13 protein-coding genes and 1 tRNA gene are annotated in these 22,441 nt (G+C 41.8%); 12 read left to right on the top strand and 2 right to left on the bottom strand.

Features of this window, described 5'->3' with window-relative positions:
• The first annotated feature begins 2 nt into the window (after window positions 1-2).
• From murD to ACFQ1G_RS06550, 9 genes are all read left to right on the top strand, one after another.
• Window positions 3-1,367: a UDP-N-acetylmuramoyl-L-alanine--D-glutamate ligase gene (gene murD, locus ACFQ1G_RS06590; RefSeq protein ID WP_380737788.1), complete on the top strand. Its 1,365-nt coding sequence runs from the start codon at window positions 3-5 to the stop codon at window positions 1,365-1,367.
• Between the two features lie 29 nt (window positions 1,368-1,396).
• Entirely contained in the window at window positions 1,397-2,605 is a 1,209-nt protein-coding gene (locus ACFQ1G_RS06585; protein ID WP_380737786.1) for an FtsW/RodA/SpoVE family cell cycle protein, read from the top strand.
• Window positions 2,602-3,705: an undecaprenyldiphospho-muramoylpentapeptide beta-N-acetylglucosaminyltransferase gene (gene murG, locus ACFQ1G_RS06580; protein WP_380737784.1), complete on the top strand. Its 1,104-nt coding sequence runs from the start codon at window positions 2,602-2,604 to the stop codon at window positions 3,703-3,705. The genes ACFQ1G_RS06585 and murG overlap by 4 nt, the downstream gene beginning before the upstream one ends.
• Complete coding sequence (gene murC, locus ACFQ1G_RS06575) at window positions 3,705-5,060, top strand: UDP-N-acetylmuramate--L-alanine ligase (protein ID WP_380737782.1); 1,356 nt, start codon at window positions 3,705-3,707, stop codon at window positions 5,058-5,060. The genes murG and murC overlap by 1 nt, the downstream gene beginning before the upstream one ends.
• Window positions 5,050-5,766, top strand: coding sequence for a cell division protein FtsQ/DivIB (locus ACFQ1G_RS06570; RefSeq protein WP_380737780.1), 717 nt, complete (start codon window positions 5,050-5,052; stop codon window positions 5,764-5,766). Before murC ends, ACFQ1G_RS06570 begins: the two co-directional genes overlap by 11 nt.
• Window positions 5,767-5,769: 3 nt before the next feature.
• Window positions 5,770-7,116 carry a cell division protein FtsA gene (ftsA, locus tag ACFQ1G_RS06565; protein WP_380737778.1) on the top strand — a complete coding sequence of 449 codons (1,347 nt, stop codon included), beginning with the start codon at window positions 5,770-5,772 and terminating at the stop codon, window positions 7,114-7,116.
• A gap of 69 nt (window positions 7,117-7,185) precedes the next feature.
• Window positions 7,186-9,159 carry a cell division protein FtsZ gene (gene ftsZ, locus ACFQ1G_RS06560; RefSeq protein ID WP_380737776.1) on the top strand — a complete coding sequence of 658 codons (1,974 nt, stop codon included), beginning with the start codon at window positions 7,186-7,188 and terminating at the stop codon, window positions 9,157-9,159.
• A gap of 89 nt (window positions 9,160-9,248) precedes the next feature.
• Window positions 9,249-9,698, top strand: coding sequence for a GatB/YqeY domain-containing protein (locus ACFQ1G_RS06555; RefSeq protein ID WP_380737774.1), 450 nt, complete (start codon window positions 9,249-9,251; stop codon window positions 9,696-9,698).
• A 67-nt stretch (window positions 9,699-9,765) separates the two neighbouring features.
• Window positions 9,766-9,839 (top strand) — tRNA-Arg (locus tag ACFQ1G_RS06550).
• Window positions 9,840-10,378: 539 nt separating this feature from the next.
• Here the strand turns inward: ACFQ1G_RS06550 and ACFQ1G_RS06545 are convergent.
• Entirely contained in the window at window positions 10,379-10,759 is a 381-nt protein-coding gene (locus tag ACFQ1G_RS06545) for a response regulator (RefSeq protein WP_380737772.1), read from the bottom strand.
• A 447-nt stretch (window positions 10,760-11,206) separates the two neighbouring features.
• Here ACFQ1G_RS06545 and ACFQ1G_RS06540 point away from each other — a divergent pair, with 447 nt between their 5' ends.
• From ACFQ1G_RS06540 to ACFQ1G_RS06530, 3 genes are all read left to right on the top strand, one after another.
• Window positions 11,207-17,143 (top strand): HAMP domain-containing protein, encoded by a 5,937-nt coding sequence (locus ACFQ1G_RS06540; protein WP_380737770.1) that lies wholly within the window; start codon window positions 11,207-11,209, stop codon window positions 17,141-17,143.
• A 257-nt stretch (window positions 17,144-17,400) separates the two neighbouring features.
• Entirely contained in the window at window positions 17,401-17,568 is a 168-nt protein-coding gene (locus tag ACFQ1G_RS06535; protein WP_380737768.1) for a hypothetical protein, read from the top strand.
• 551 nt (window positions 17,569-18,119) lie between these two features.
• On the top strand, window positions 18,120-20,804 hold the full coding sequence (locus ACFQ1G_RS06530) for a phosphoenolpyruvate carboxylase (protein WP_380737766.1): 2,685 nt from the start codon (window positions 18,120-18,122) through the stop codon (window positions 20,802-20,804).
• A gap of 117 nt (window positions 20,805-20,921) precedes the next feature.
• On the opposite strand, the gene ACFQ1G_RS06525 is transcribed toward ACFQ1G_RS06530, so the two are convergent.
• The gene (locus ACFQ1G_RS06525; RefSeq protein ID WP_380737764.1) at window positions 20,922-22,400 is read right to left on the bottom strand and encodes a glycosyltransferase family 2 protein; all 1,479 of its coding nucleotides are present in this window, start codon (window positions 22,398-22,400) and stop codon (window positions 20,922-20,924) included.
• Window positions 22,401-22,441: the final 41 nt, after the last annotated feature.

Raw genomic sequence — 22,441 nt, 5'->3', positions numbered from 1 at the left:
TAGTGAGTACGGAAAATATACATAGCGACCACAATAATTTCCTAGTCGTTCTCGGCGGAGGTGAGAGCGGTGTGGGTACGGCTATCCTTGGAAAGAAGGAAGGTTATCATGTATTTGTTTCCGATAAAGGCAAAATAGCCGATCATTATAAGCAGATCCTTGAGGAATACCAGATAGAGTGGGAAGAGGAGAATCATTCCGTAGAAAGAATATTAAAAGCTAACCTTGTGATGAAAAGTCCGGGGATCCCAGAAGATGCACCTTTAGTTAATCTTTTGAGAGGGAAAGGGATCAAGATCATTTCTGAGATCGAGTTTGCTGCTAAGTTCACTACTGCTAATATCATTGGTATCACCGGAAGTAACGGGAAGACCACAACCACTAAATTCACTCATTTTATTCTTAAGAATGGCGGATTGAACGTTGGGATGGCCGGAAATGTAGGGCAGAGTTTTGCCAGGCAGGTGGCAGAGACTAAAGTTGATCACTACGTTTTGGAGCTAAGCAGTTTTCAATTGGACGGGATCGAAGAGTTCAGGCCAAATATATCAGTGCTTACCAATATCACACCAGATCACCTGGACAGGTACAGAAACAATTTCCAGGAATATATCGCTTCAAAGTTCAGGATCACCATGAACCAGACAGAGGAAGATTTTTTTATATACGACGCAGATGACGAAGTAATTGCTAAATGGCTTTCGGAAAACCCGATAAGAGCCCGGAAATTGCCTTTTTCACTTCAAAAGGAAGTGGAAAATGGTGCTTACATCAAAGATGAACAAATCATTATTACTATAGATAATAACCACTTAACCATGCCAACATCTAACCTAACCCTTGAGGGGAAACACAATGCCAAGAACGCTATGGCAGCTGCTACGGTAGCACAATTATTGCGCATAAGAAAAGAAACGATTAGAGCGAGTCTTTCTAATTTTCAGGGCGTTGAGCACAGGCTTGAAAAAGTACTGAAGATTAACAACGTTCAGTATATAAACGATTCCAAGGCTACTAATGTAAATGCCACATATTATGCTCTTGAGAGCATGGAGAGCGAAACTATCTGGATAGTTGGTGGTGTGGATAAAGGAAATGAATACGCCGAACTTTTACCGTTGGTAAATGAAAAGGTAAAAGCCATTATCTGTCTGGGTGTGGATAACCGGCCTATCATCAATGCTTTTGGGAACTGTGTAGATGTGATGGTTGAAACCCGTTCTATGGAAGAGGCAGTGAATGAGGCATACAGGCTTGCCGAAAAAGGAGATACAGTTCTTCTTTCTCCGGCTTGCGCGAGCTTTGATCTGTTCAAGAATTACGAGGACAGAGGAAGACAATTTAAAGACGCAGTAAGAAATCTATAGTTTAAAAAGCAGTAAAAAGAGCATTTTTAATGAGTAACTTTTTTTCCAGAATAAAGGGTGATAAAGCTATTTGGGCGTCTGCCGGACTGTTGGCGATATTTTCATTTTTGCCGGTGTACAGCGCGAGTAGTAATCTTGCCTATTTGTATGGGGATGGAAGTACTTTCCAGTATTTGGTGAATCACTTCATTTACCTGTTCCTGGGCTTTGTGATCATGTTCTTTGTACATAAAGTTCCTTACAGATATTTTATTGGGATTTCGATCCTTATGTTGCCGGTGCTTATTTTACTTTTAGTGTACACGGTGTCTCAGGGAATTGTTATAGACGGTGCGAATGCCAGTAGATGGATCTCAATACCTTTTATAAATAAGACTTTCCAGACCTCTACGTTGGCTTCAGTTGTATTGTTGACCTATGTAGCGCGATACATGGCGAAAATGAAGGATACGACCTTCACCTTTCAGCAGTCTATTCTTCCGTTATGGGTACCTGTAGCATTAGTGTTGGGATTGATCCTGCCCGCAAACTTTTCAACCACCGCCATACTTTTTTCGATGGTATTATTGGTTGTTTTTATTGGAGGTTATCCTTTGAAATATTTAGGAATAGTGATCGGAACCGGGATTGTGGCACTGGCTTTATTCGTGTTGACCGCGAAGGCATTTCCGGGCTTGTTCCCTAACAGGGTAGATACCTGGATAAGCCGGGTGGAAAATTTCGCGAATGATGAAGACACTGAAGCTGATTATCAAATTGAAAAAGCTAAGATCGCGATCGCCAGCGGTGGCGTAACCGGAAAAGGGATCGGGAAAAGTGTACAAAGAAACTTTCTTCCGCAGTCTTCTTCAGATTTTATCTACGCGATCATTGTCGAGGAAATGGGATTATTGGGAGCATTCGGAGTAATGCTCGCGTATCTCATGATGTTCTTTAGAATAATAATTGTGGCAACTAAAGCCGATTCGGTCTTTGGGAAGTTACTGGTAATAGGGGTGGGCCTGCCCATCATTTTTCAGGCTTTGGTAAATATGGCGGTCGCGGTGGAATTGTTCCCGGTGACCGGTCAAACCTTACCATTAATTAGTAGTGGTGGATCTTCGATCTGGATGACATGTCTTGCGCTGGGAATGATCTTGAGCGTAAGCGCTAAACGCCAGGAAGAGATACAAAAACAGGAAGAGGAACGGGAGTTGGACGAGGAGAATCCGCTCGAAATTTTAAGTGAGGCGATATGAAAAAAGCATTAAGGGTCATTATTTCTGGAGGCGGAACAGGGGGACATATTTTCCCGGCGATCTCTATTGCTAATGAGATCAAGCTTCGCTACCCAGATTCAGATATACTTTTCGTGGGGGCTCAGGACCGCATGGAAATGCAAAAGGTACCGGAAGCAGGTTACCCTATTGAAGGACTTTGGATAAGTGGATTGCAGCGCAGGTTGACTGCTAAGAATTTGCTTTTTCCTGTCAAGCTTGTTAAGAGCCTTTGGAAAGCAAGAGATATCATTAAGAAGTTCAAACCAGATGTGGTGATTGGAACCGGTGGCTTTGCCAGCGGACCATTGTTGCAAATGGCAAATCGCGAAGGAATTCCTACGCTTATCCAGGAGCAGAATTCTTACCCGGGAATTACGAATAAATTATTGGCTAAAGGGGCTGATGTGATCTGTACGGCTTATCCTGGGATGGATCAATTCTTCCCTGTTGAAAAGATCATTATGACAGGTAATCCTGTTAGACAGGATCTGCTTGATGTTCATGCCAAGCGGCAGGAAGCTTTAGAGTTCTTCGGATTGGATACCGAAAAGAAGACCGTTTTAATTCTGGGCGGAAGCCTGGGCGCCAGGAAGATCAATGAACTTATCGAAGAGCACATTCGTGAATTCGGAAGGGAGAGCCTTCAATTGATCTGGCAGACCGGAAGCCTTTATTACGAAGAATATAAAAAGTATAACGAAAAAGATTATGTGCAGACCTTCGCGTTTTTGAAGCGAATGGATCTGGCATATGCGGCGGCAGATATTATCATTTCCAGGGCAGGTGCAGGTACAGTATCTGAGTTGTGTATAGTGGGAAAACCGGTAATGTTCATTCCGTCACCTAATGTGGCTGAAGATCATCAAACCAAGAACGCAATGTCGGTCGCTGAACAAGATGCAGCCGTAGTGCTTTCAGAAAGTCACCTGGAACAGGGATTCAAATCCCTCTTTTTCCCATTGGTCCAATCTGAAGAGAAAATGCAAAGCCTCGGTCGAAATATAAACAGGTTGGCAAAGCCTTTCGCTACGGCGAACATAGTAGATGAGATCGACCTGTTAATCAGTAAAGAAAGTTAATGAGCGTATACGATAACATACAGAACATTTATTTTATCGGGATCGGCGGTATAGGAATGAGTGCCCTTGCCCGCTATTTCAATGCTCAGGGAAAAAATGTTTCGGGTTATGATCGCAGTACTTCTGAATTGGTAGGTCAATTAATAGCAGAAGGAATTCAAGTGATCACTTCGATGGAAGTTGAAGACCTTCCCAGGGAGATCCTGGAAGAAAAAGAATCATTGATCGTTTATACGCCTGCGATCCCAAGTGATCATCCGCAATATTTACATTTTGTAGCCGATAGTTACCAGATGGAGAAAAGAGCGGCGGTTCTTGGAAATCTTACAAAAGGGCATTTTACCTTGGCAGTTGCCGGAACACATGGTAAAACAACTACCAGTACTATCCTGGCTCACCTGTTGAAAGAGTCAGATGCTAAGGTTACTGCATTTCTTGGCGGAATAAGTGAAAACTATAATTCTAATCTTATTCTTTCCGGAGACGAAGTCATGGTTGTGGAAGCTGATGAATTTGACAGATCATTTTTGAAACTGGCTCCAAACCTGGCTGCCATCACTTCAATGGATGCAGACCATTTGGATATCTATGGAGAAGATGAACAGATCAAGGAAAGCTTCAGGGCATTCGCTCAGTTAGTGCCTGAGGACGGAAAATTATTCATCGCTAACGGGCTTCCTTTAAAGGGAGTAAGTATAGGAATTGAAGATGATGCTGATGTTAGCGCGATAAACGTAAAAGTTGAGAATGGAAGTTATCAGTTTGACCTTAGAACTAAATCCGGGGTCTTTAATGGATTCTCATTAAGCCTTCCGGGAAAACATAATTTACAGAATGCCGTGACAGCTTTGGCGATGGCATTGGAATATGGGGTAGATGCCAAATTATTGGCAAAAGCGTTGGAATCCTTTAAAGGGGTGCAGCGAAGGTTTTCATATAGGATCAAAACTGAGGAGTTGGTCTTGATCGATGACTACGCTCACCATCCTGCAGAAATAGCCGCGGTACACCAGGCAGTAAGGGAAATGCATCCGGGCAAAAAAGTGCTTGCGGTGTTTCAGCCGCACCTATTCAGCCGCACCCGTGATTTTGCTGATGACTTTGCTACAAGCCTCAGCAAATTTGATGAAGTGTTGGTGTTGGATATCTATCCGGCGAGAGAGAAACCAATTGAGGGAATCACTTCTGAATGGTTAATGGAAAAAATAGTAAATAAGGAGAAGCAACTGGTTGCGAAAGAGGAGCTTTCCGAAGTGATAAAAAGTAAAAATCCTGAGGTCGTGGTTCTTATGGGAGCCGGCGATATTGGCGAGGTAGTGGAAAAAGTAAGAAAAAATTTGGCAGGTGAAAATTAATTGGAATTACATAAAAACATTCTTGCTCATTGGCGTAGTGTTCTTTTTATTTGCATTCGCTGAAAAACGCAATCATAATCGTGTACTTTCCGAAGTAAATCTGCATTTTACCAATAGCGAAAACCTCTATCTTACTGAAGAAGCGGTTAATAAGTTGTTGATACAAAATGAAGTGAAGGTCAGTAGCATAGGGAAAGAAACTTTAGATTTGAATAGGGTGGAGACTCTCCTGGAGGCGCATGACATGATCGAGAATGCAGAGGTTTTCATGACGGTTGACGGAAAAATGGGGGCTGCGATCACACAGCGTAAACCCCTTGCCAGGGTGATGGGGCGTGCACCGTACTATATGGATCGAAACGGCCTGAAAATGCCACTTTCGCAGTATTATTCGGCAAGAGTGCCTATTGTAACAGGTGTTTCTGAAGATCTATTACCGGAGGTTCACCCCTTGGTTTCATACATTAGAAATGATGAATTCCTGACCAAGCATGTAACCGAACTGAACCGTCTTTCAAACGGGAAGTACGTAATACGCCTGCGGCAACTCGACTTTGTAGTCTTGTTTGGGGCCGTTAGTGAGATTGAAACAAAGTTTATGAATTTTAAGGCTTTTTATCAGAAAGCCATGAAAGATAAAAAGCTGAACGCTTATAAAAAAGTGGATCTACAATTTGGGGATCAGGTTGTATGCACTAAAAAGTAAAATATGGAACAGAACGACATCGCAGTAGGTTTAGATATCGGGACGACCAAGATCGTTGCCATGATAGGCCGTAAGAATGAGTACGGTAAAATGGAGATCATTGGGATTGGAAAGGCAAAAAGTCTTGGGGTACACAGAGGGGTGGTGAATAATATCACCCAAACAATTCAGTCTATCCAACAGGCTATCCAGGAGGCAGAAGCCGACTCGGCCATGAAGATCAAAGATGTGGTGGTAGGTATAGCCGGCCAGCACATTCGAAGTCTGCAGCACAGCGATTACATCACCCGCCCAAATCCGGATGAAGTGATAGACGCAACAGATATTGAGACCCTTTGCAACCAGGTTCATAAACTCGTAATGCTTCCGGGGGAAGAGATCATTCATGTGCTTCCTCAGGAATTTAAGGTTGACGGCCAGGCCGAGATCAAAGAACCTATCGGGATGTATGGAGGCAGGCTGGAAGCCAATTTCCATGTGGTGGTAGGTCAGGTTTCTTCCATTAGAAATATCGGGCGTTGTGTGAAGAGTGCAGGTCTTGAGCTTTCCGCAGTGACCCTAGAACCACTGGCATCTGCCAACGCGGTATTAAGTCAGGAGGAAAAGGAAGCGGGAGTCGCTCTTGTTGATATAGGAGGAGGTACTACAGATCTTGCCATTTTCAAGGACGGGATCATCAGGCATACCGCTGTAATTCCTTTTGGCGGCGGAGTGATCACCGAAGACATCAAAGAAGGATGTTCCATTATCGAAAAACAAGCGGAATTATTAAAAGTGAAATTCGGTTCGGCATGGCCGGGCGAGAATAAGGATAACGAGATCGTTTCCATTCCCGGATTAAGGGGCAGAGAACCAAAAGAGATCACTTTAAAGAACCTTTCAAAGATCATTCACGCGAGAGTGGTAGAGATCATTGAGCAGGTTTTCCTTGAGATCAAAAATTACGGTCACGAGGAGCAAAAGAAAAAATTGATCGCCGGGATTGTTTTAACCGGTGGTGGGGCACAGTTAAAACACATTAAGCAGCTGGTAGAATACATAACCGGCATGGATACCAGAATTGGTTATCCAAACGAGCACCTGGCAGGTGACAGTGATTCAGAAACTACCAGTCCGGTATACGCGACTGCGGTAGGACTTGTTTTGAACAGTCTTGAGATCGTAAAAAAACAGCCACACGAAGAGGTGGTTGAAGAGATCGCTGAGGAAGAAATGATCGGGGTTCATGAGGAGCCAATGGAGGAAGAAGAGGAGCAGCAGGAAGAAAAACCGACTATCAGCCAGCCGCGAAAGACAATATTTGAAAAATGGTTTGAAAAATTCAAGGATTTTTTAGACAACGCCGAATAGTAGGATAGGCAAAGAATAATCTATGAGAAAGAGAAAAAACAGAAGTACAAAACCAGTAAAACAGAATTTATGAGCAGCACAGAATTCGGAAACATTTCATTCGATCTCCCAAAGAATCAATCGAACGTAATTAAAGTTATTGGTGTTGGTGGAGGTGGAAGCAACGCGATCAACCACATGTTCCAACAGGGGATAAAAGGGGTAGATTTTGTCATTTGTAATACAGATGCTCAGGCTCTTGAGAACAGTACCGTTCCCAACAAGATCCAGCTCGGAGTGAGCACTACCGAGGGACTTGGTGCCGGGGCTGATCCTTCAGTAGGGGAAAAAGCTGCTGTGGAGAGCTTTGATGACATCAAAGGCATGCTCAATTCAAATACCAAAATGGTATTTATCACTGCCGGAATGGGTGGAGGAACCGGAACTGGTGCGGCTCCTATCATCGCCAAGCAGGCTAAGGATATGGGAATCCTTACCGTTGGTATAGTAACCATTCCTTTTCAGTTCGAGGGTAGAACCCGTAATGAACAGGCGCAGGTTGGGGTTGAAAACCTTAGAAAACATGTTGACTCATTAATTGTCATCAATAACAATAAACTTAGAGAGGTGTATGGGAATCTTGGCTTCAAGGCCGGTTTCTCTAAAGCAGATGAGGTATTGGCTACCGCTTCACGTGGTATTGCCGAAGTAATTACCCATCACTACACGCAAAACATTGACTTGCGGGATGCCAAGACCGTATTGAGCAACAGCGGAACCGCTATTATGGGTTCTGCCCAGGCTTCAGGAGCTAATAGGGCTACAGATGCCATCTCGAAGGCCCTGGATTCTCCGCTGCTTAACGATAATAAGATCACCGGTGCCAAAAATGTGTTGCTGCTCATCATTTCCGGTTCCGAAGAGATCACCATCGATGAGATTGGAGAGATCAGTGATCACATTCAGGCAGAAGCCGGTCACAGCGCGAATATCATCATGGGTGTGGGTGAAGACGAAAGCTTAGATGAATCAATTTCTGTTACCATCATTGCAACCGGTTTTGATGTAGAACAACAAAATGAGATCGTAAATACTGAAGCTAAGAAGATCATCCACACCTTAGAGGATGAGCAGAGAGCTGAGCACGAACTTTCGCCTAAGAAAACGGCTTCAACTTATGAGCCCGCACCAAAAAAGGAGGAACAAAAGATTGTTCACACTTTGTCTTTGGAAGAGGAGGAGGATGAGATCGATGAAGAGCCGGAGAGTAGCTTCTCTTCGGAAGCAATCCGAAACTTTGATGTGATCGATCATGAAGAGGTTACACCAACCGAAGAAGAATTTATCATTACCGAGGCCGCCAGAGATATTGAGGTTACAGACCCTGAAATGGTTGAGTCTGAAGAAGCTCCCGAGCAATTCATGTTCACCTTTGATATGCCAAAGAATGAAGAGGAAGAACCGAAACAGCAGACTCAGGATTATTCTGAAGAAAAGCCAAAACAAGCTCCTCAGGAACGTGTGATCCATAGGCTAACTGAGGATGACGCTGCCGATATGGAAGTGAACAGTCCTAAAGAGGCTTCCCCTGTTGCGAAACAACATAATGGAGTTACACGTTACTCTTTAGATGATTATATGGAAGTGGAGCAAATGCTTAAAAATTCGTCTCCGAAGGCTAAACAAAAGCCGGAAAATCAACCTGAGATCAAAAAAGCAAGTTTACCACAACCGGAACCTGTGAAAAGTACTCCTAAACCGGAAGAAAAGAAAACTGCACCGGAGGAAGAAATTGATCCTTTCAACAGTCCCATCAATGAAAGCCTGGTTAAAAGAGCTGCAGAAAGAAGGGCTAAAATGAAGGAATTCAATTATAAGTTTAGAAATAATGTGTCCCGATTAGAGGATATCGAGAAACAACCGGCCTATAAAAGAGCGGGAATAGATCTTGATACATCTAAACCGGGAGAAGAAAGAATTTCCAGGACCACTTTGGGAACCGGAGATGATAATGAGATAAGATTCAGAAGTAACAACTCATTTCTTCACGACAATGTAGATTAGCAGCTAATATTAGCTCCCCTATAAACCCGAATCACCCCCAATGATTCGGGTTTTATTTTTTATCTTCGCAGCTAATAAATTTTTTCGAGATGAGTTTACAGGAAAATGTAATGACCGAAATGAAAGCCGCTATGAGAGCGAAAGACAGCGTTAAGCTGGAGGCATTAAGAGCGGTTAAGGGTGCAATTCTCCTTGCGCAGACAGATGCTGCAGGAAAAGATGGCCTAAGTGAAGATGAAGAATTAAAACTGTTGCAGAAGCTGGTTAAACAGCGAAAGGACAGTGCAGCGATCTATAAAGAGCAGGGAAGAGAAGATCTTGCTCAACCCGAATTGGATCAGGCTGCTGTTATTGAAGGTTTTCTTCCGGAACAACTAAGTGAGGAAGAGATCGAAAAAGAAGTGGATGCGATTATCGCTCAAACCGGAGCCAACGGAATGCAGGACATGGGGAAAGTGATGGGAATGGCTTCAAAGAATCTTGCAGGAAAAGCAGACGGAAAAACGATCTCTGCGATCGTTAAAAGAAAGCTGGCTTAAGACGATAATAGCTGCAGTTTTACTTGGGTTTGAAAAAACTTTTTATGTAGATTTGCAGCTGAATTGAGGCCCCGTGGCGCAACTGAATAGCGCATCAGATTTCGGCTCTGAGGGTTGCAGGTTTGAATCCTGCCGGGGTCACTTAAAGCAGAAAGTCTTCACGAAAGTGGAGACTTTTTTTATTCTCAAAAAAGCCGAGCTTGCTCGAGGTTTTGTAGAGAATAAAAAAAGCAGACCGCCAAAAGGCGGGATGGACTTTATATTTTCAGACGTGAACCCAAAGGAAAAATCATCCTATAGAAAAAGCCGAGCTTGCTCGAGGTTTTGTAGAGAATAAAAAAAGCAGACCGCCAAAAGGCGGGATGGACCTTATATTTTCAGAAGGGAACCCAAAGAAAAAATCATCCTATAGAAAAAGCCGAGCTTGCTCGAGGTTTTGTAGAGAATAAAAAAAGCAGACCGCCGAAAGGCGGGATGGACTTTATATTTTCATACGGGAATCCAAAGGAAAAATCATCCTTTAGAAAAAGCCGAGCTTGCTCGAGGTTTTGTAGAGAATAAAAAAAGCAGACCGCCGAAAGGCGGGATGGACTTTATATTTTCAGACGGGAAGCCAAAGGCCCGGGATGAACTTTTATTTTCACGTGAGAGCCCAGAGGAACCCAGGTGGAGATGCCAGTCTAGTTAACCTTGGAATCCTTTACTTTGCCTAATGTTTCTTCAATACTTTTCAGAAAGCTGTTGACTTCAAATGGCTTGGCAATGAAACTGTTGGCTCCGGCTGTCAGGCAAATTTCACCGGCCCCATCAAATCCAGACATCATAAGAATAGGTATATTTGAAATGTTTTCGGTATTTCGAATTTTAGTGCAAATATGAGTTCCATCAATACCACTCAATAATTTATCCAATATTACCAGATCGAATTCATCTTCGGTAAGATATTCTACCGTTTTCGAGGGAATCATCAGGTGGTTTACTTCATATCCATTTACCTCAAGTTGGTCTTTTAGAATTGAACCCAGGGTAAAATCATCCTCAACTAATAAAATTTTATTCATTGTGATATTTTTTGATCGAATTGATAATTTTTGTCAACCTTCAGTATAAACAGTTTACAGGTGTGATCAGTTAGATTTTCAAAATAAATTGGAGTTTTCCTTCCTTTAAAAAACCTGTCAAAAATAGGAATTAAATAGAGACTCAAGAGTTGAAAAACATCCTGTCACTTAATTCAACTTAATTTTTTTAACAAAAAGTTGCTGCTTTTATAAAGTAAAATAGGGCTGTGAATTTTTATTTCTACCTAAGAATCAAAATTATAGCCGATTTTATTTCGAATTGCATACAATATTTGGATCTCGAGTCTTTCAAAAATTTTACAAATTTTTCACACATTTTTCACATTATTTTCACATTGTCATGGGGTAGAAAGTCCGTTTTTTACAATCTTTTAATTTTTATACGACGTATTAACTTTAAAATATTGATAAGAAATCCCTGAAAAAATGGCGAAAAAATCCTCCTCTACAACAAGTAGTAAAAGCTCTTCTAAAAAAATTACTCCTGCAAAACGCCACATGGTTAAAAAATCCAAAAGAGTTCCGCATGAAGAAATGTTCAAGGATAGCGACTATGTACATGAACAGTTAGATAGATTAATATTCGCCCTTGAGGCATTTAGGGAAGGTGATATTTCAGTTCGCCTTTCGAAGGAACGTAACGATAAGTTCGCAGATCTTGCTGAAGCCTATAATACGATGGTTGAAATGATTGGAGGGGTAAGTACCGAAGTATCCCGAATCTCTCGTGTAGGGGGTATTGAAGGAAACCTTGATGCCCGTGCAGAATTTAAAGCTTCCAGTGGAGTATGGAAGGATATGATCGACAATATTAATATCCTTATTGAAGCTATTGCGAAACCAGTACTTGAAGTAAGCCGTATCCTAAATAGTATAGCGGCAGGAAAGCTGGAAGACAAATTTAGCCTGACGGTTACCGGTGACTTCCGGGCGATGGCCGATGTGATCAACCGTACCCTGGGAAGTTTGAACATTTTTGCGGAACAGGTGACCCAGGTGGCCCGTGAGGTGGGTGTTGAAGGAAAACTGGGTGGACAGGCAAGTGTGCCAAATGTATCAGGAACCTGGAAGGACCTTACCGATAATGTAAACCAAATGGCAAGTAACCTGACAGAACAAGTACGGGAAATTGCCGGGGTGACCACAGCGGTTGCCGATGGAGACCTTTCCAGAAAAATTACGGAAGAAGGAAAAGGGGGAGAGGTACTTGGCCTATCCACTACTATTAACCGGATGGTGGATTCCCTGAACATATTTGCCGCTGAGGTTACCAACGTGGCCCGGGAAGTGGGGGTAGAAGGAAAGTTGGGAGGACAGGCAGATGTACCTGACGTTGCAGGAACCTGGAAAGACCTTACGGTAAATGTGAACACGATGGCATCCAACCTTACAGCTCAGGTACGGGAGATCGCGGGAGTGGCAACATCGGTAGCAAATGGTGATCTTTCAAAGAAAATTACGATTAATGTAAAAGGAGAAATTGCTGAGCTTAAGGATACCATCAACCAGATGGTGGACTCGCTTAACATCTTCTCTGATGAGGTAACCCGTGTAGCACGTGAAGTGGGTACTGAAGGAAAACTGGGAGGACAGGCTGAAGTTCCCGATGTGGCTGGTACATGGAAGGACCTTACAGACAATGTGAATACGATGGCGAGTAACCTAACCAACCAGGTACGTGAAATTGCATCGGTTACAACTGCTGTTGCTCAGGGAGATCTATCTCAAAAAATTACAGAAGAAGGAAAAGGAGGGGAGGTATTGATACTTTCTAATACGATCAACAGCATGGTTGATTCGTTAACTTTATTTGCTGCGGAAGTAACTCGTGTTGCACGAGAAGTAGGTACCGAAGGAAAACTGGGAGGGCAGGCAACTGTACCAAGTGCAGCCGGTACTTGGAAAGATCTTACCGATAACGTTAATATTATGGCCAGTAACCTGACCACTCAGGTAAGGGAAATTGCTAATGTAGCTACCGCGGTAGCAGACGGGGATCTTTCACAAAAGATTACAATTGATGTAAAAGGAGAGATCGCCGAACTTAAGGATACCATTAACCAGATGGTGGACTCGCTAAACATCTTCTCTGATGAGGTAACCCGTGTGGCACGTGAGGTAGGAACCGAGGGAATTCTTGGAGGTCAGGCGAAAGTGCCCGATGTGGCCGGTACCTGGAAAGACCTCACCGATAATGTGAACTATATGGCCTCTAATCTTACCACTCAGGTAAGGGAGATCGCGAATGTTGCAACGGCAGTGGCAAAAGGTGATCTGGCACAAAAGATTGCCATTGAAGCCAAAGGAGAGATCGCAGAACTAAAAGAAACCATCAACACGATGGTGGACTCGCTAAACATTTTCTCTGATGAGGTAACCCGTGTGGCGCGTGAGGTAGGAACTGAAGGTATCCTGGGTGGTCAGGCTGAAGTTCCCAACGTAGGTGGTGCCTGGCTGGAATTAACAGAGAACGTAAACACAATGGCGTCCAACCTTACTACTCAGGTAAGGGAAATTGCATCGGTAACTAAAGCGGTTGCGAACGGGGATCTATCAAAGAAAATTTCCGAAGAAGAAAAAGGAGGAGAAGTACTTGAGCTCTCTACCATTATCAATACCATGGTGGACTCTCTGAATATTCTTTCCAATGAGGTAACCCGTGTGGCACGTGAAGTTGGTACTGAAGGAATGCTGGGAGGGCAGGCAGAAGTTCCTAATGTCGCGGGTGCATGGTTGGACCTTACCGGTAATGTGAATACCATGGCAAGTAACCTTACCAGTCAGGTAAGGGAAATTGCCAATGTTGCAACGGCGGTAGCGAATGGAGATCTTTCCCGAAAGATTTCGATCGATGTTAAAGGTGAGATAGCCGAATTGAAAGACACGATTAACCAGATGGTGGACTCGCTGAACATTTTCGCGGCCGAGGTAACTCGTGTGGCAAGGGAAGTGGGAACCGAAGGTAAACTTGGGGGACAAGCAAAAGTTCCTAATGTAGCAGGTACCTGGAAAGGGCTGACAGATAATGTAAACACGATGGCATCCAACCTTACTACACAGGTACGGGAGATCGCATCGGTGACCACAGCTGTAGCACATGGGGATCTTTCACAAAAAATTTCCGAACAAGGAAAAGGAGGCGAGGTACTGGAACTTTCTACCACCATCAATATCATGGTAGACGCCCTGAACATATTTGCTGATGAGGTAACTAATGTGGCTCGGGAAGTGGGAACCGAAGGTATTCTTGGGGGCCAGGCAGAAGTGCCAAACGTGGCAGGATCCTGGAAAGATCTTACTGACAATGTGAACCAGATGGCGAGTAACCTGACCTCCCAGGTACGGGATATTGCGGGAGTTTCTACGGCACTTGCAAGAGGAGATTTTTCCAGAAAAATTGATGTTGAGGTTAAAGGAGAGGTACAGGAGCTTAAGAATAACATCAATGCGATGGTAGACAGTTTCACTACCATTGTAAAGGCGGCCAATACTATTGCCGAAGGAAACTTCTCGATTGAGATGCCACTGCGTAGTGAGGCTGATCAATTGGGGATCGCCTTGAACTCCATGACCGAGAACCTGAAACGCATTTCAGAAGAGAATGAGAATGAAGCATGGATTAAGACCGGGCAGGCAGGTCTTAACGACAGGATGCGTGGAGAACAGGACTTGTTGACCTTGTCAAAAAATATCATCTCCTATCTTACCAAATATTTGGATGCTCAAGTGGGGGTGATTTACCTGGCTGAAGAACACAAGGAAAAGAAGCGCCTACGAATGACCGGTTCTTATGCTTTCACTCACCGAAAATCCCTTAAAACAACATTTGATTTTGGTGAAGGTCTGGTGGGGCAGGCTGCCCTAGAGAAAGAAGCGATTATTCTTTCTGGTATACCAGGCGATTATATAAGTGTATCGTCCGGTCTTGGAAAAAGGGAACCCAGACATATTCTGGTCCAGCCTTTTATTATAGATGGCGAGGTAAAAGGCGTTATCGAAATAGGCTCCTTTACAGCCTTTAATGATAACCATTTAGAATTGGTACGATCAGTAGGAGAAAACATTGCCATTACTACAAACGTTTCCCTGGATAGGGAAAAAATGAAAGATCTTCTGGAAGAGTCCCAGCGTCAATCTGAAGAGTTGCTGAAACAACAGGAAAAGTTAAAGATCCAGAGTAAGGAACTACAAATGGCCAATGATGATCTTGAGTCTAAAACCAAGGATCTGGAGATGCAGAAGGAAGATTTGCAATTCAGCCGGGTTGAAGTAGAACGAAAAGCAAAAGAACTGGAGCAAGCCAGTAAGTATAAATCAGAATTTCTGGCGAATATGTCTCACGAATTGAGGACACCGTTAAACAGTCTGCTTATACTTTCTAAAGACCTAAGTGATAATAGAAAAGGAAACCTTTTTAAAGATCAGCAAAAATCTGCCAGTATTATTTATGAAGGTGGGCTGAATCTCCTAAACCTGATTAATGATATTTTAGACCTTTCTAAAGTTGAAGCAGGAAAACTTCAGATTCATCCAGAAGAAGTTCTTATTGACAATCTTGTAAAGAATTTGCAAAATCAGTTTGAACCGCTGGCTAAATCCAAAAAATTAAAGTTTACGATTGAATGTGGGAAAAATGCTCCTGACAAAATAATTACCGATGGCCAGCGCCTTGAGCAGATCGTCAAAAACCTCATTTCAAATGCCATTAAATTTACTGAAAAAGGATCGGTGGAAGTTTCAATTGATAAACCTGTAGCTGACGTTTCTTTCAGGGATATTACCCTTCCCAAACCAGAAGTTATGGAAATTTCAGTAAAAGATACCGGTATAGGTATTCCTGAAGCAAAACGTATGATGATATTCGAGGCTTTTCAACAGGCTGAAGGAGGAACCAGTCGCCAATTTGGAGGTACAGGGCTTGGGTTAACCATTTCCCGAGAGCTTTCAAGGTTACTGGGAGGGGAGATCCATATTGAAAGCACCGAAGGGAAAGGGAGTATCTTTAAGGTATATGTTCCATTGGATCTAACCAGTGCCCCTATTAAAGAAAAGGATGGCGCTATTTCTTCATATCGTGAATCACAGAACGTTAAATCTCTAAATAATGAGCCTTTATCTTTGGCAGATAGTAAATCTGCGGAAGCGGTTGAAGTTTATATTCCTGATGATAGAGAAAATCTGAAAGTCTCTGATTATTCATTATTGATAATCGGCGATGACAAGAACTTTGCTTCAATGGTAAAGAAAATAGTTCAAAGATATGGCTATAAGCTGCTTTTTGCGAAGGATGGAAAAGAGGGGATAAAACTGGCTACAGAGTATCAGCCAAATGGAATTTTGGTAGATGAGGAATTAACAGATATGGATGGATTAATAGTTCTGGATCACTTAAAATTCAATTTAAAAACCAGGCGAATTCCGGTACATTTATTATCTAAGGATGACAAAAGTCTTGAGGCTCTTAAAAAAGGTGCAAGGGGCTTTAATCAAAAACCGGTTTTTAACGAGGATATTGAGAAGGCCATCCGAAAAATGGATGAATTTCATAGTTCACGTATAAAAGAACTTCTAATTATTACCGGCGATGAATCTTCTTTAAATGAAATCAAAAGTGTTCTGGATAATAAGGAAGTGAAAATTTATTCTGTTGCCAGCGGGAAGGATGCAATAGCAATTCTAAAGTCCAAAGATTTCGATTGTATTGTGCTTCATCGCGAACTTTCAGATATTAGCGCATTTGAATTGCTGAAAAAACTAAGGTCTGGTAAAAATGCCACCCGTGGACCTATAGTTGTTTATGTTGAAAATGAATTTTCTAAAGCAGAAATGAAAAGCCTGGATAAAATTTCAGAAGATCTTTTAATTATCAGGGCTACTTCTCCAAAACAATTGCTGGATAAGGTTTCGTTATTTTTACATAGTGATGAGGACAAGCTTACAGCCCGTCAAAAAAAGATTTTGACCGATTTACATCATCCTAAGCAGATTCTAAAAGACAAGAAAATACTGGTAGTAGATGATGACAGTCGCAATTCCTATGCACTATCAAAGTCTTTATCTGATTCTGGTATGGAAATAATTGTTGCTGAAAATGGTAAAATAGCGATTGAGAAATTAGAACAGGAAAAAGATATAGATATTGTTTTGATGGACGTAATGATGCCGGTCATGAATGGATATGAGGCCACCACAGAAATCAGGAAATATAAAGCCTATAAAGATTTGCCTATTATTTCTTTAACTGCTAAAGCAATGCCTGAGGATAAAGCTAAAAGTCTGGAGGCAGGGGCTAATGACTATCTTACTAAACCTGTAAATATTGACAAACTATTAGACATGTTGCGTTTATGGTTACATCAATAAAAAAGGGAAAAACACTCTTGTTAATTTATTCCTTTTGGCCAATGAAAAAAAGTTCGCATTTGAATGCGAACTTTTTTCATAATAGCCCATGATTTTTTGATGCATCCTACCTTTAGTACGAAAACCCTTTCCATTTTATGATTTTGGAAAAGAGCTTCCCAAATTTTAGTTTTTTTTTAGCTTGAATTTAAGAGGCTGGATTATAAGAAGATGTAACTTGAATCATCTGAAAATCAACACTCTAAAAATTTATTGAAATGGAACGAATAACCCTACAGGAATTCTTGAGCCTGCCCGATCATGAGCAAATGGAAATCATCTCTAAAGAAGGGAAATTAGTGAAAAACCGTAATGAGAATTCTAAAAAAACTGAACTCTACGCTATTGACAAGTTCTTTGTAGAGTTAGAAGTGAATAAGGTTTAACAAGCACTTTTATATAGCGTTTTATTTTGTACTATCAGGCATTGGGATATAGGCTTTGGTATTAATCCTTTCCTGAGATATTTCTAATTTCCTGTGTTTTATTTTCCAATGAATATACCATATGGAGTTAGAGATTTATTGGTTGGACAAGGGCTGCTATAAATTCTCCATTTGCAATCGAAGGAAGCATAAAGGTAACTCTGAAAATGTCTTCTTTGCGTTTTATCTATAAAATCAAGTGCCAAAAAAGTACAAAGGTTCATAATATGTAGTTACATATTGCGAATCATCTCTTCTAATAACATCATTTTTCTTAAACTTCAAAACGAAATTTATTCAACCTAATGCAGTTTTTTTAGCGATTTATACTAACGCGAGAATAAATAACCAAAAGTAAACATCAGAGTATTAGATATTTATGTGTGTGATAAATTTCTGAAGATGTTAAAAATCACGAAAACGTTTCCTTAGATTTTTGAGTGATTATAGGCTCTTCTTCTTTTTATTCGTCAAGCCATTCAGTAAATTGTAGGAATAAACTTATTTGAAAAATGGCAGAAAACACACAAAATAAGGCATTTCAAAAAATAGACAGGGATATGCAATTTCTCACCGATTGCTTCCAGGAAGTCCTGAATGACCTTGGTGAGCATGAACTGGCCAATATACTAACCAGGTATGATGACCTTAAAGATACGATTTCAACAAATATTGCCCTGGAAAAAAAACAAACCCAGGTGTTGAGTATTTATCTCCAGCTTATGAATCTGGTTGAAGAAAATGGAGCAGTGCAATACCGCCGAAAACTTACAGACAGTACCGGCATGAAAGCTATAAGGGGTTCCTGGAGTGAAACTTTTCACCGCTGGAAAGATAAGGGACTAAGCGAAGAGCAAATGCAGGAGATCATCAAAAAAGTAAAGTTGATCCCTGTACTAACTGCACACCCGACAGAAACAAAGAGGATTTCAATACTTGAACTTCATAGGGAAATCTACTTAAACCTGATAAAGCTCGAGAATACCTCCTACTCTTTTATTGAGCGAAAAGTAGTTGCCGACGATATTAAGACGCTGCTTGAAAGATGGTGGCGTACGGGAGAGGTATATCTTAAAAAGCCAACCGTGGAGATGGAGAGGCGCAACGTAGTTCACTATTATAGTAAAGTTTTTCCTCAGGCGTTGAGGAAAAGTGATATCCAATTGAAGCAGAGTTGGCTTGACATGGGCTTTACTCCTGAGAATCTTTGCTTTCCGACTCTTGAATTCGGTACCTGGGTGGGTGGAGATCGCGATGGTCATCCCTATGTGACCGCCTCTGTCACCAAATCGACTTTGATCGAACATAGAAAGACTGCGCTAGATCTGGTGCATGGTGAACTGGAGCGACTGGCTGCGGCAATAAGTTTTTCCGGAATACGTAATAAGGTCACAGCCGGTTTGCAGGAAGCCATAAATGATAAAACTAAGGAACTGGGAGAAGCTGGACAGCACGTTCTTTCTCGAAATCCATATGAGCCCTGGAGACAATTTGTAAGTCTTCTTCTTCTTCAGCTGGAACACACCATGGAGGGACCTTCTCCGGATAAATTTATTTACAACAGACCTCAGGATCTTACTGAGGACCTAAATTTATTAAGGGAAAGCCTTTTGGAGATAGGAGCTAAAAAAATCGCAGAAGATCTCCTTTTTCCAGTTGAACGTATGGTTCAATGTTTTGGATTTCACCTGGCCCGCTTGGATATTAGACAAAATAGTGAGTTTCACGATAAAGCCCTGGAGCAGATCCTTAGCCATACCTTGCCTGAGCTTCCCGAATACAGAACCTGGAGCGAAGAGGAGCGGGTGAAATTTATTTCTGAAGAATTAAAAAATCCGCGGCCTTTTGCCATTGCTGGAAAGTCTTTTGGGCCAGAAGCCGACAAGGTGCTTGAAAGTTATAAGGTAGTGAAAAAGCATACAGACAAATTCGGTCCCCAGGGAGTAGGATCCTTCATTGTAAGTATGACGAGACAGCTGAGCGATCTTCTTGTAGTTTATCTGTTTTTTAGAGAAGTGGGTATTGACAGGGAGACCTTTCAGGTGGTTCCATTATTTGAGACCATTGATGACCTTTTAGTATCGGGAGAAATTTTGGAATCTTTCCTTAGCCATCCTTCCTATCCCGGGAAAGAGAAAAGAACTCAGGAGGTCATGCTAGGTTACAGCGACAGTAATAAAGACGGCGGAATACTTGCCAGTCGATGGAATATTTATCGGGCTGAGAAAGCACTTACAGAGACTGCAGACAAACATGGAGTAGAACTATGTTTTTTCCACGGAATTGGGGGAACCATTAGTAGAGGTGGTGGTAAGTACCACCGTTTTCTTGAAAGTATGCCTTCTGGAAGCATGAGCGGAGAGATCAAACTAACTGTACAGGGCGAAACTATTGCTCAGCAATTTGCCAATATGCTTACCGCTACTTATAATCTTGAAATGTTGCTTTCAGGAACTGCGTTACAAACCGGAAACCGCCTGTATCCGTCCACTAAAGAAAATTTTCCTATAGAAGCGCTTAGACAATTGGCAGAATACTCCAGAGAGAAATACCAGGAATTAATAGCGCACCCTTCTTTCCTTACTTTTTATGGAGAAGCCACCCCGATAGACGTTCTGGAATTGAGTAAGATCGGTTCCCGTCCGGCAAGACGTACCGGCACCAGGACACTTAATGATTTAAGAGCTATACCGTGGGTGTTCAGCTGGAATCAATCCCGCTTTAATATTACCGGTTGGTATGGATTAGGCTCCGCCTTACAGAGATTAAAATCTGAAAATCCTGAACATTATCAACAACTGAAAAACGTTTCCCAGGAATGGCCTTTTTTCAGGTATGTTTTGATCCAGGTGGAAACAAACTTAATGAATGCGGAACCTGATGTGATGGAAGCCTACGCTTCTCTCGTCCAGGATCCTGAAGTAAGAACTGAATTAACTTCCTTTATTCAAACCGAACATGAAAAAGGACTTGAAGAGGTCGCAGACATGTTTGAAATGGAGCGTGAGGAAAGAAGACAAAGTTTACTTGATAATCTTGACCGGAGAAAGGATGTATTGAACTCCCTGCACAGGTTACAGATCAAATATCTTGAGGAATGGAGAAAATCTCAGGACCGTACAGAAGATGACAATTTAGTCACTCACCTGCTTCAAATCACCACGGCCCTTGCAAGTGGGCTAAAAAATACCGGTTGATACTTAGGTAGAATTCAGTTTATAAAAAAAGCATACGATCTTAAAACGTATGCTTTTTTATTTTCAATTAATCTTTATTAGACATTGTCTGGCTGATTGACATCTTTTTGCCTTTTTTTATTTTGCACTATCAGTCATAGGAGAAATAGGTTTGGAATTAAATCCTTTCCGGGTCATTTCTCCCCAGCTGTTCTTTCCCCTTATTTTTTCCCAGTTCCCTTTTAAGGCCGCGTATACGGTTACCGGATGAAAGTAAAACGGCTCAATAGCCGCGGCTAAAAGCAGTTTTAAAAAATCCCTCGATTTTGAGTACTGGGTGTAAGTGTATTCATCTGTGAGTAGAGCCAGAGTTGATACAGATAAAGCGAATACATAAACCATAATTAAAAACAACAGGAATAAATTCCAGTCTATCAGGTTTTGAGTTATTAGAAAAACTGTTACCGCCACTCCGGTAAATTCTAATAAGGGAGCGAGATATTCAAAGAAGGTCCAGTAAGGAATACTCAACACGCCCAAAACTTTATATTTTGGATTCAGGAACATTTTACGATGTATCCATAAGGTCTCCATGGTGCCTCTGGTCCAACGGCTGCGTTGCTTTTTGAAGATCTTAAAGTCTTCAGGTGCTTCGGTCCAGCAAATAGGATCGGGAATATAAAAAACGCTGTAATCAAAATCATTTTCGATCATATAACGGCGCATTCTCACCACGAGCTCCATATCCTCACCAACTGTTTCAGGATTGTAACCGCCAGCTTTAATGGCGATCTCCTTGTCAAACATTCCGAAAGCTCCACTAATCAATAATAGACCATCTAATTTACTCCAGGCCATTCGGCCCAATAGAAAAGCTCTTAAATATTCCAGGACCTGGATCCTGGGCAACATATTTTGTGGGGCATTGATCTCTACTAATCTTCCACCTTCCGAAATACATGAATTCGCGATCCTTAGAACCCCACCGGTAGCTATCACTCGTTTCTCTGAAAGTTCTAAATAAGGTTTGGCAAGTTTTAGGAGAGCATCTTTTTCCAGGATGCAATCCACATCGATGCATACCACATAAGGGTTTTCTGAATAATTGATCCCAACATTCAGCGCATCTGCCTTTCCTCCATTTATCTTATCAATTACGGTAAGTTTACGAAATGCCTTATTGGAGGATTTGTAAACGCCTTTTACGGGTTTGGTGACCAATTCCCCCTCAACAGAAGCTTCCACGGGTTTAAGGTCATAGGCTTTTATAAGCAATTGAAGGGTCTCATCTTTACTTCCGTCATTAATGACGATCACCTCATAATTGTTGTAATTGAGGGAAAGTAGGGATTGAACATTTTCCTCAATGGTGAGACCTTCATTGTAAGCCGGGGCGATCAGGGATAATTTAGGTGCCAGGTTAGAATTTAATATCACCTGGTAATCGACAAAGCTATTGCTCCTTAGGTAATTACGCATTGAGAATACCGAGATCATGCTCAATAGAATATATGACAACATTATGCTGAATGCGAAAAAAAGCATCCAGACATTGTATTCTGAAAGAAATGCTATGACGGCAGGATCTACAGGTATGTTTATTTTCGTGAGGGGCATTAATTCTACTCTTCTTAAAATGGAAATGCGTAGTATTTAAA

Source organism: Salinimicrobium gaetbulicola (assembly GCF_042676025.1).
GTDB lineage: Bacteria > Bacteroidota > Bacteroidia > Flavobacteriales > Flavobacteriaceae > Salinimicrobium > Salinimicrobium gaetbulicola.
The sequence above is the reverse complement of the archived record's forward strand: the minus strand, read 5'-3'. Positions and strand labels throughout refer to the sequence as shown.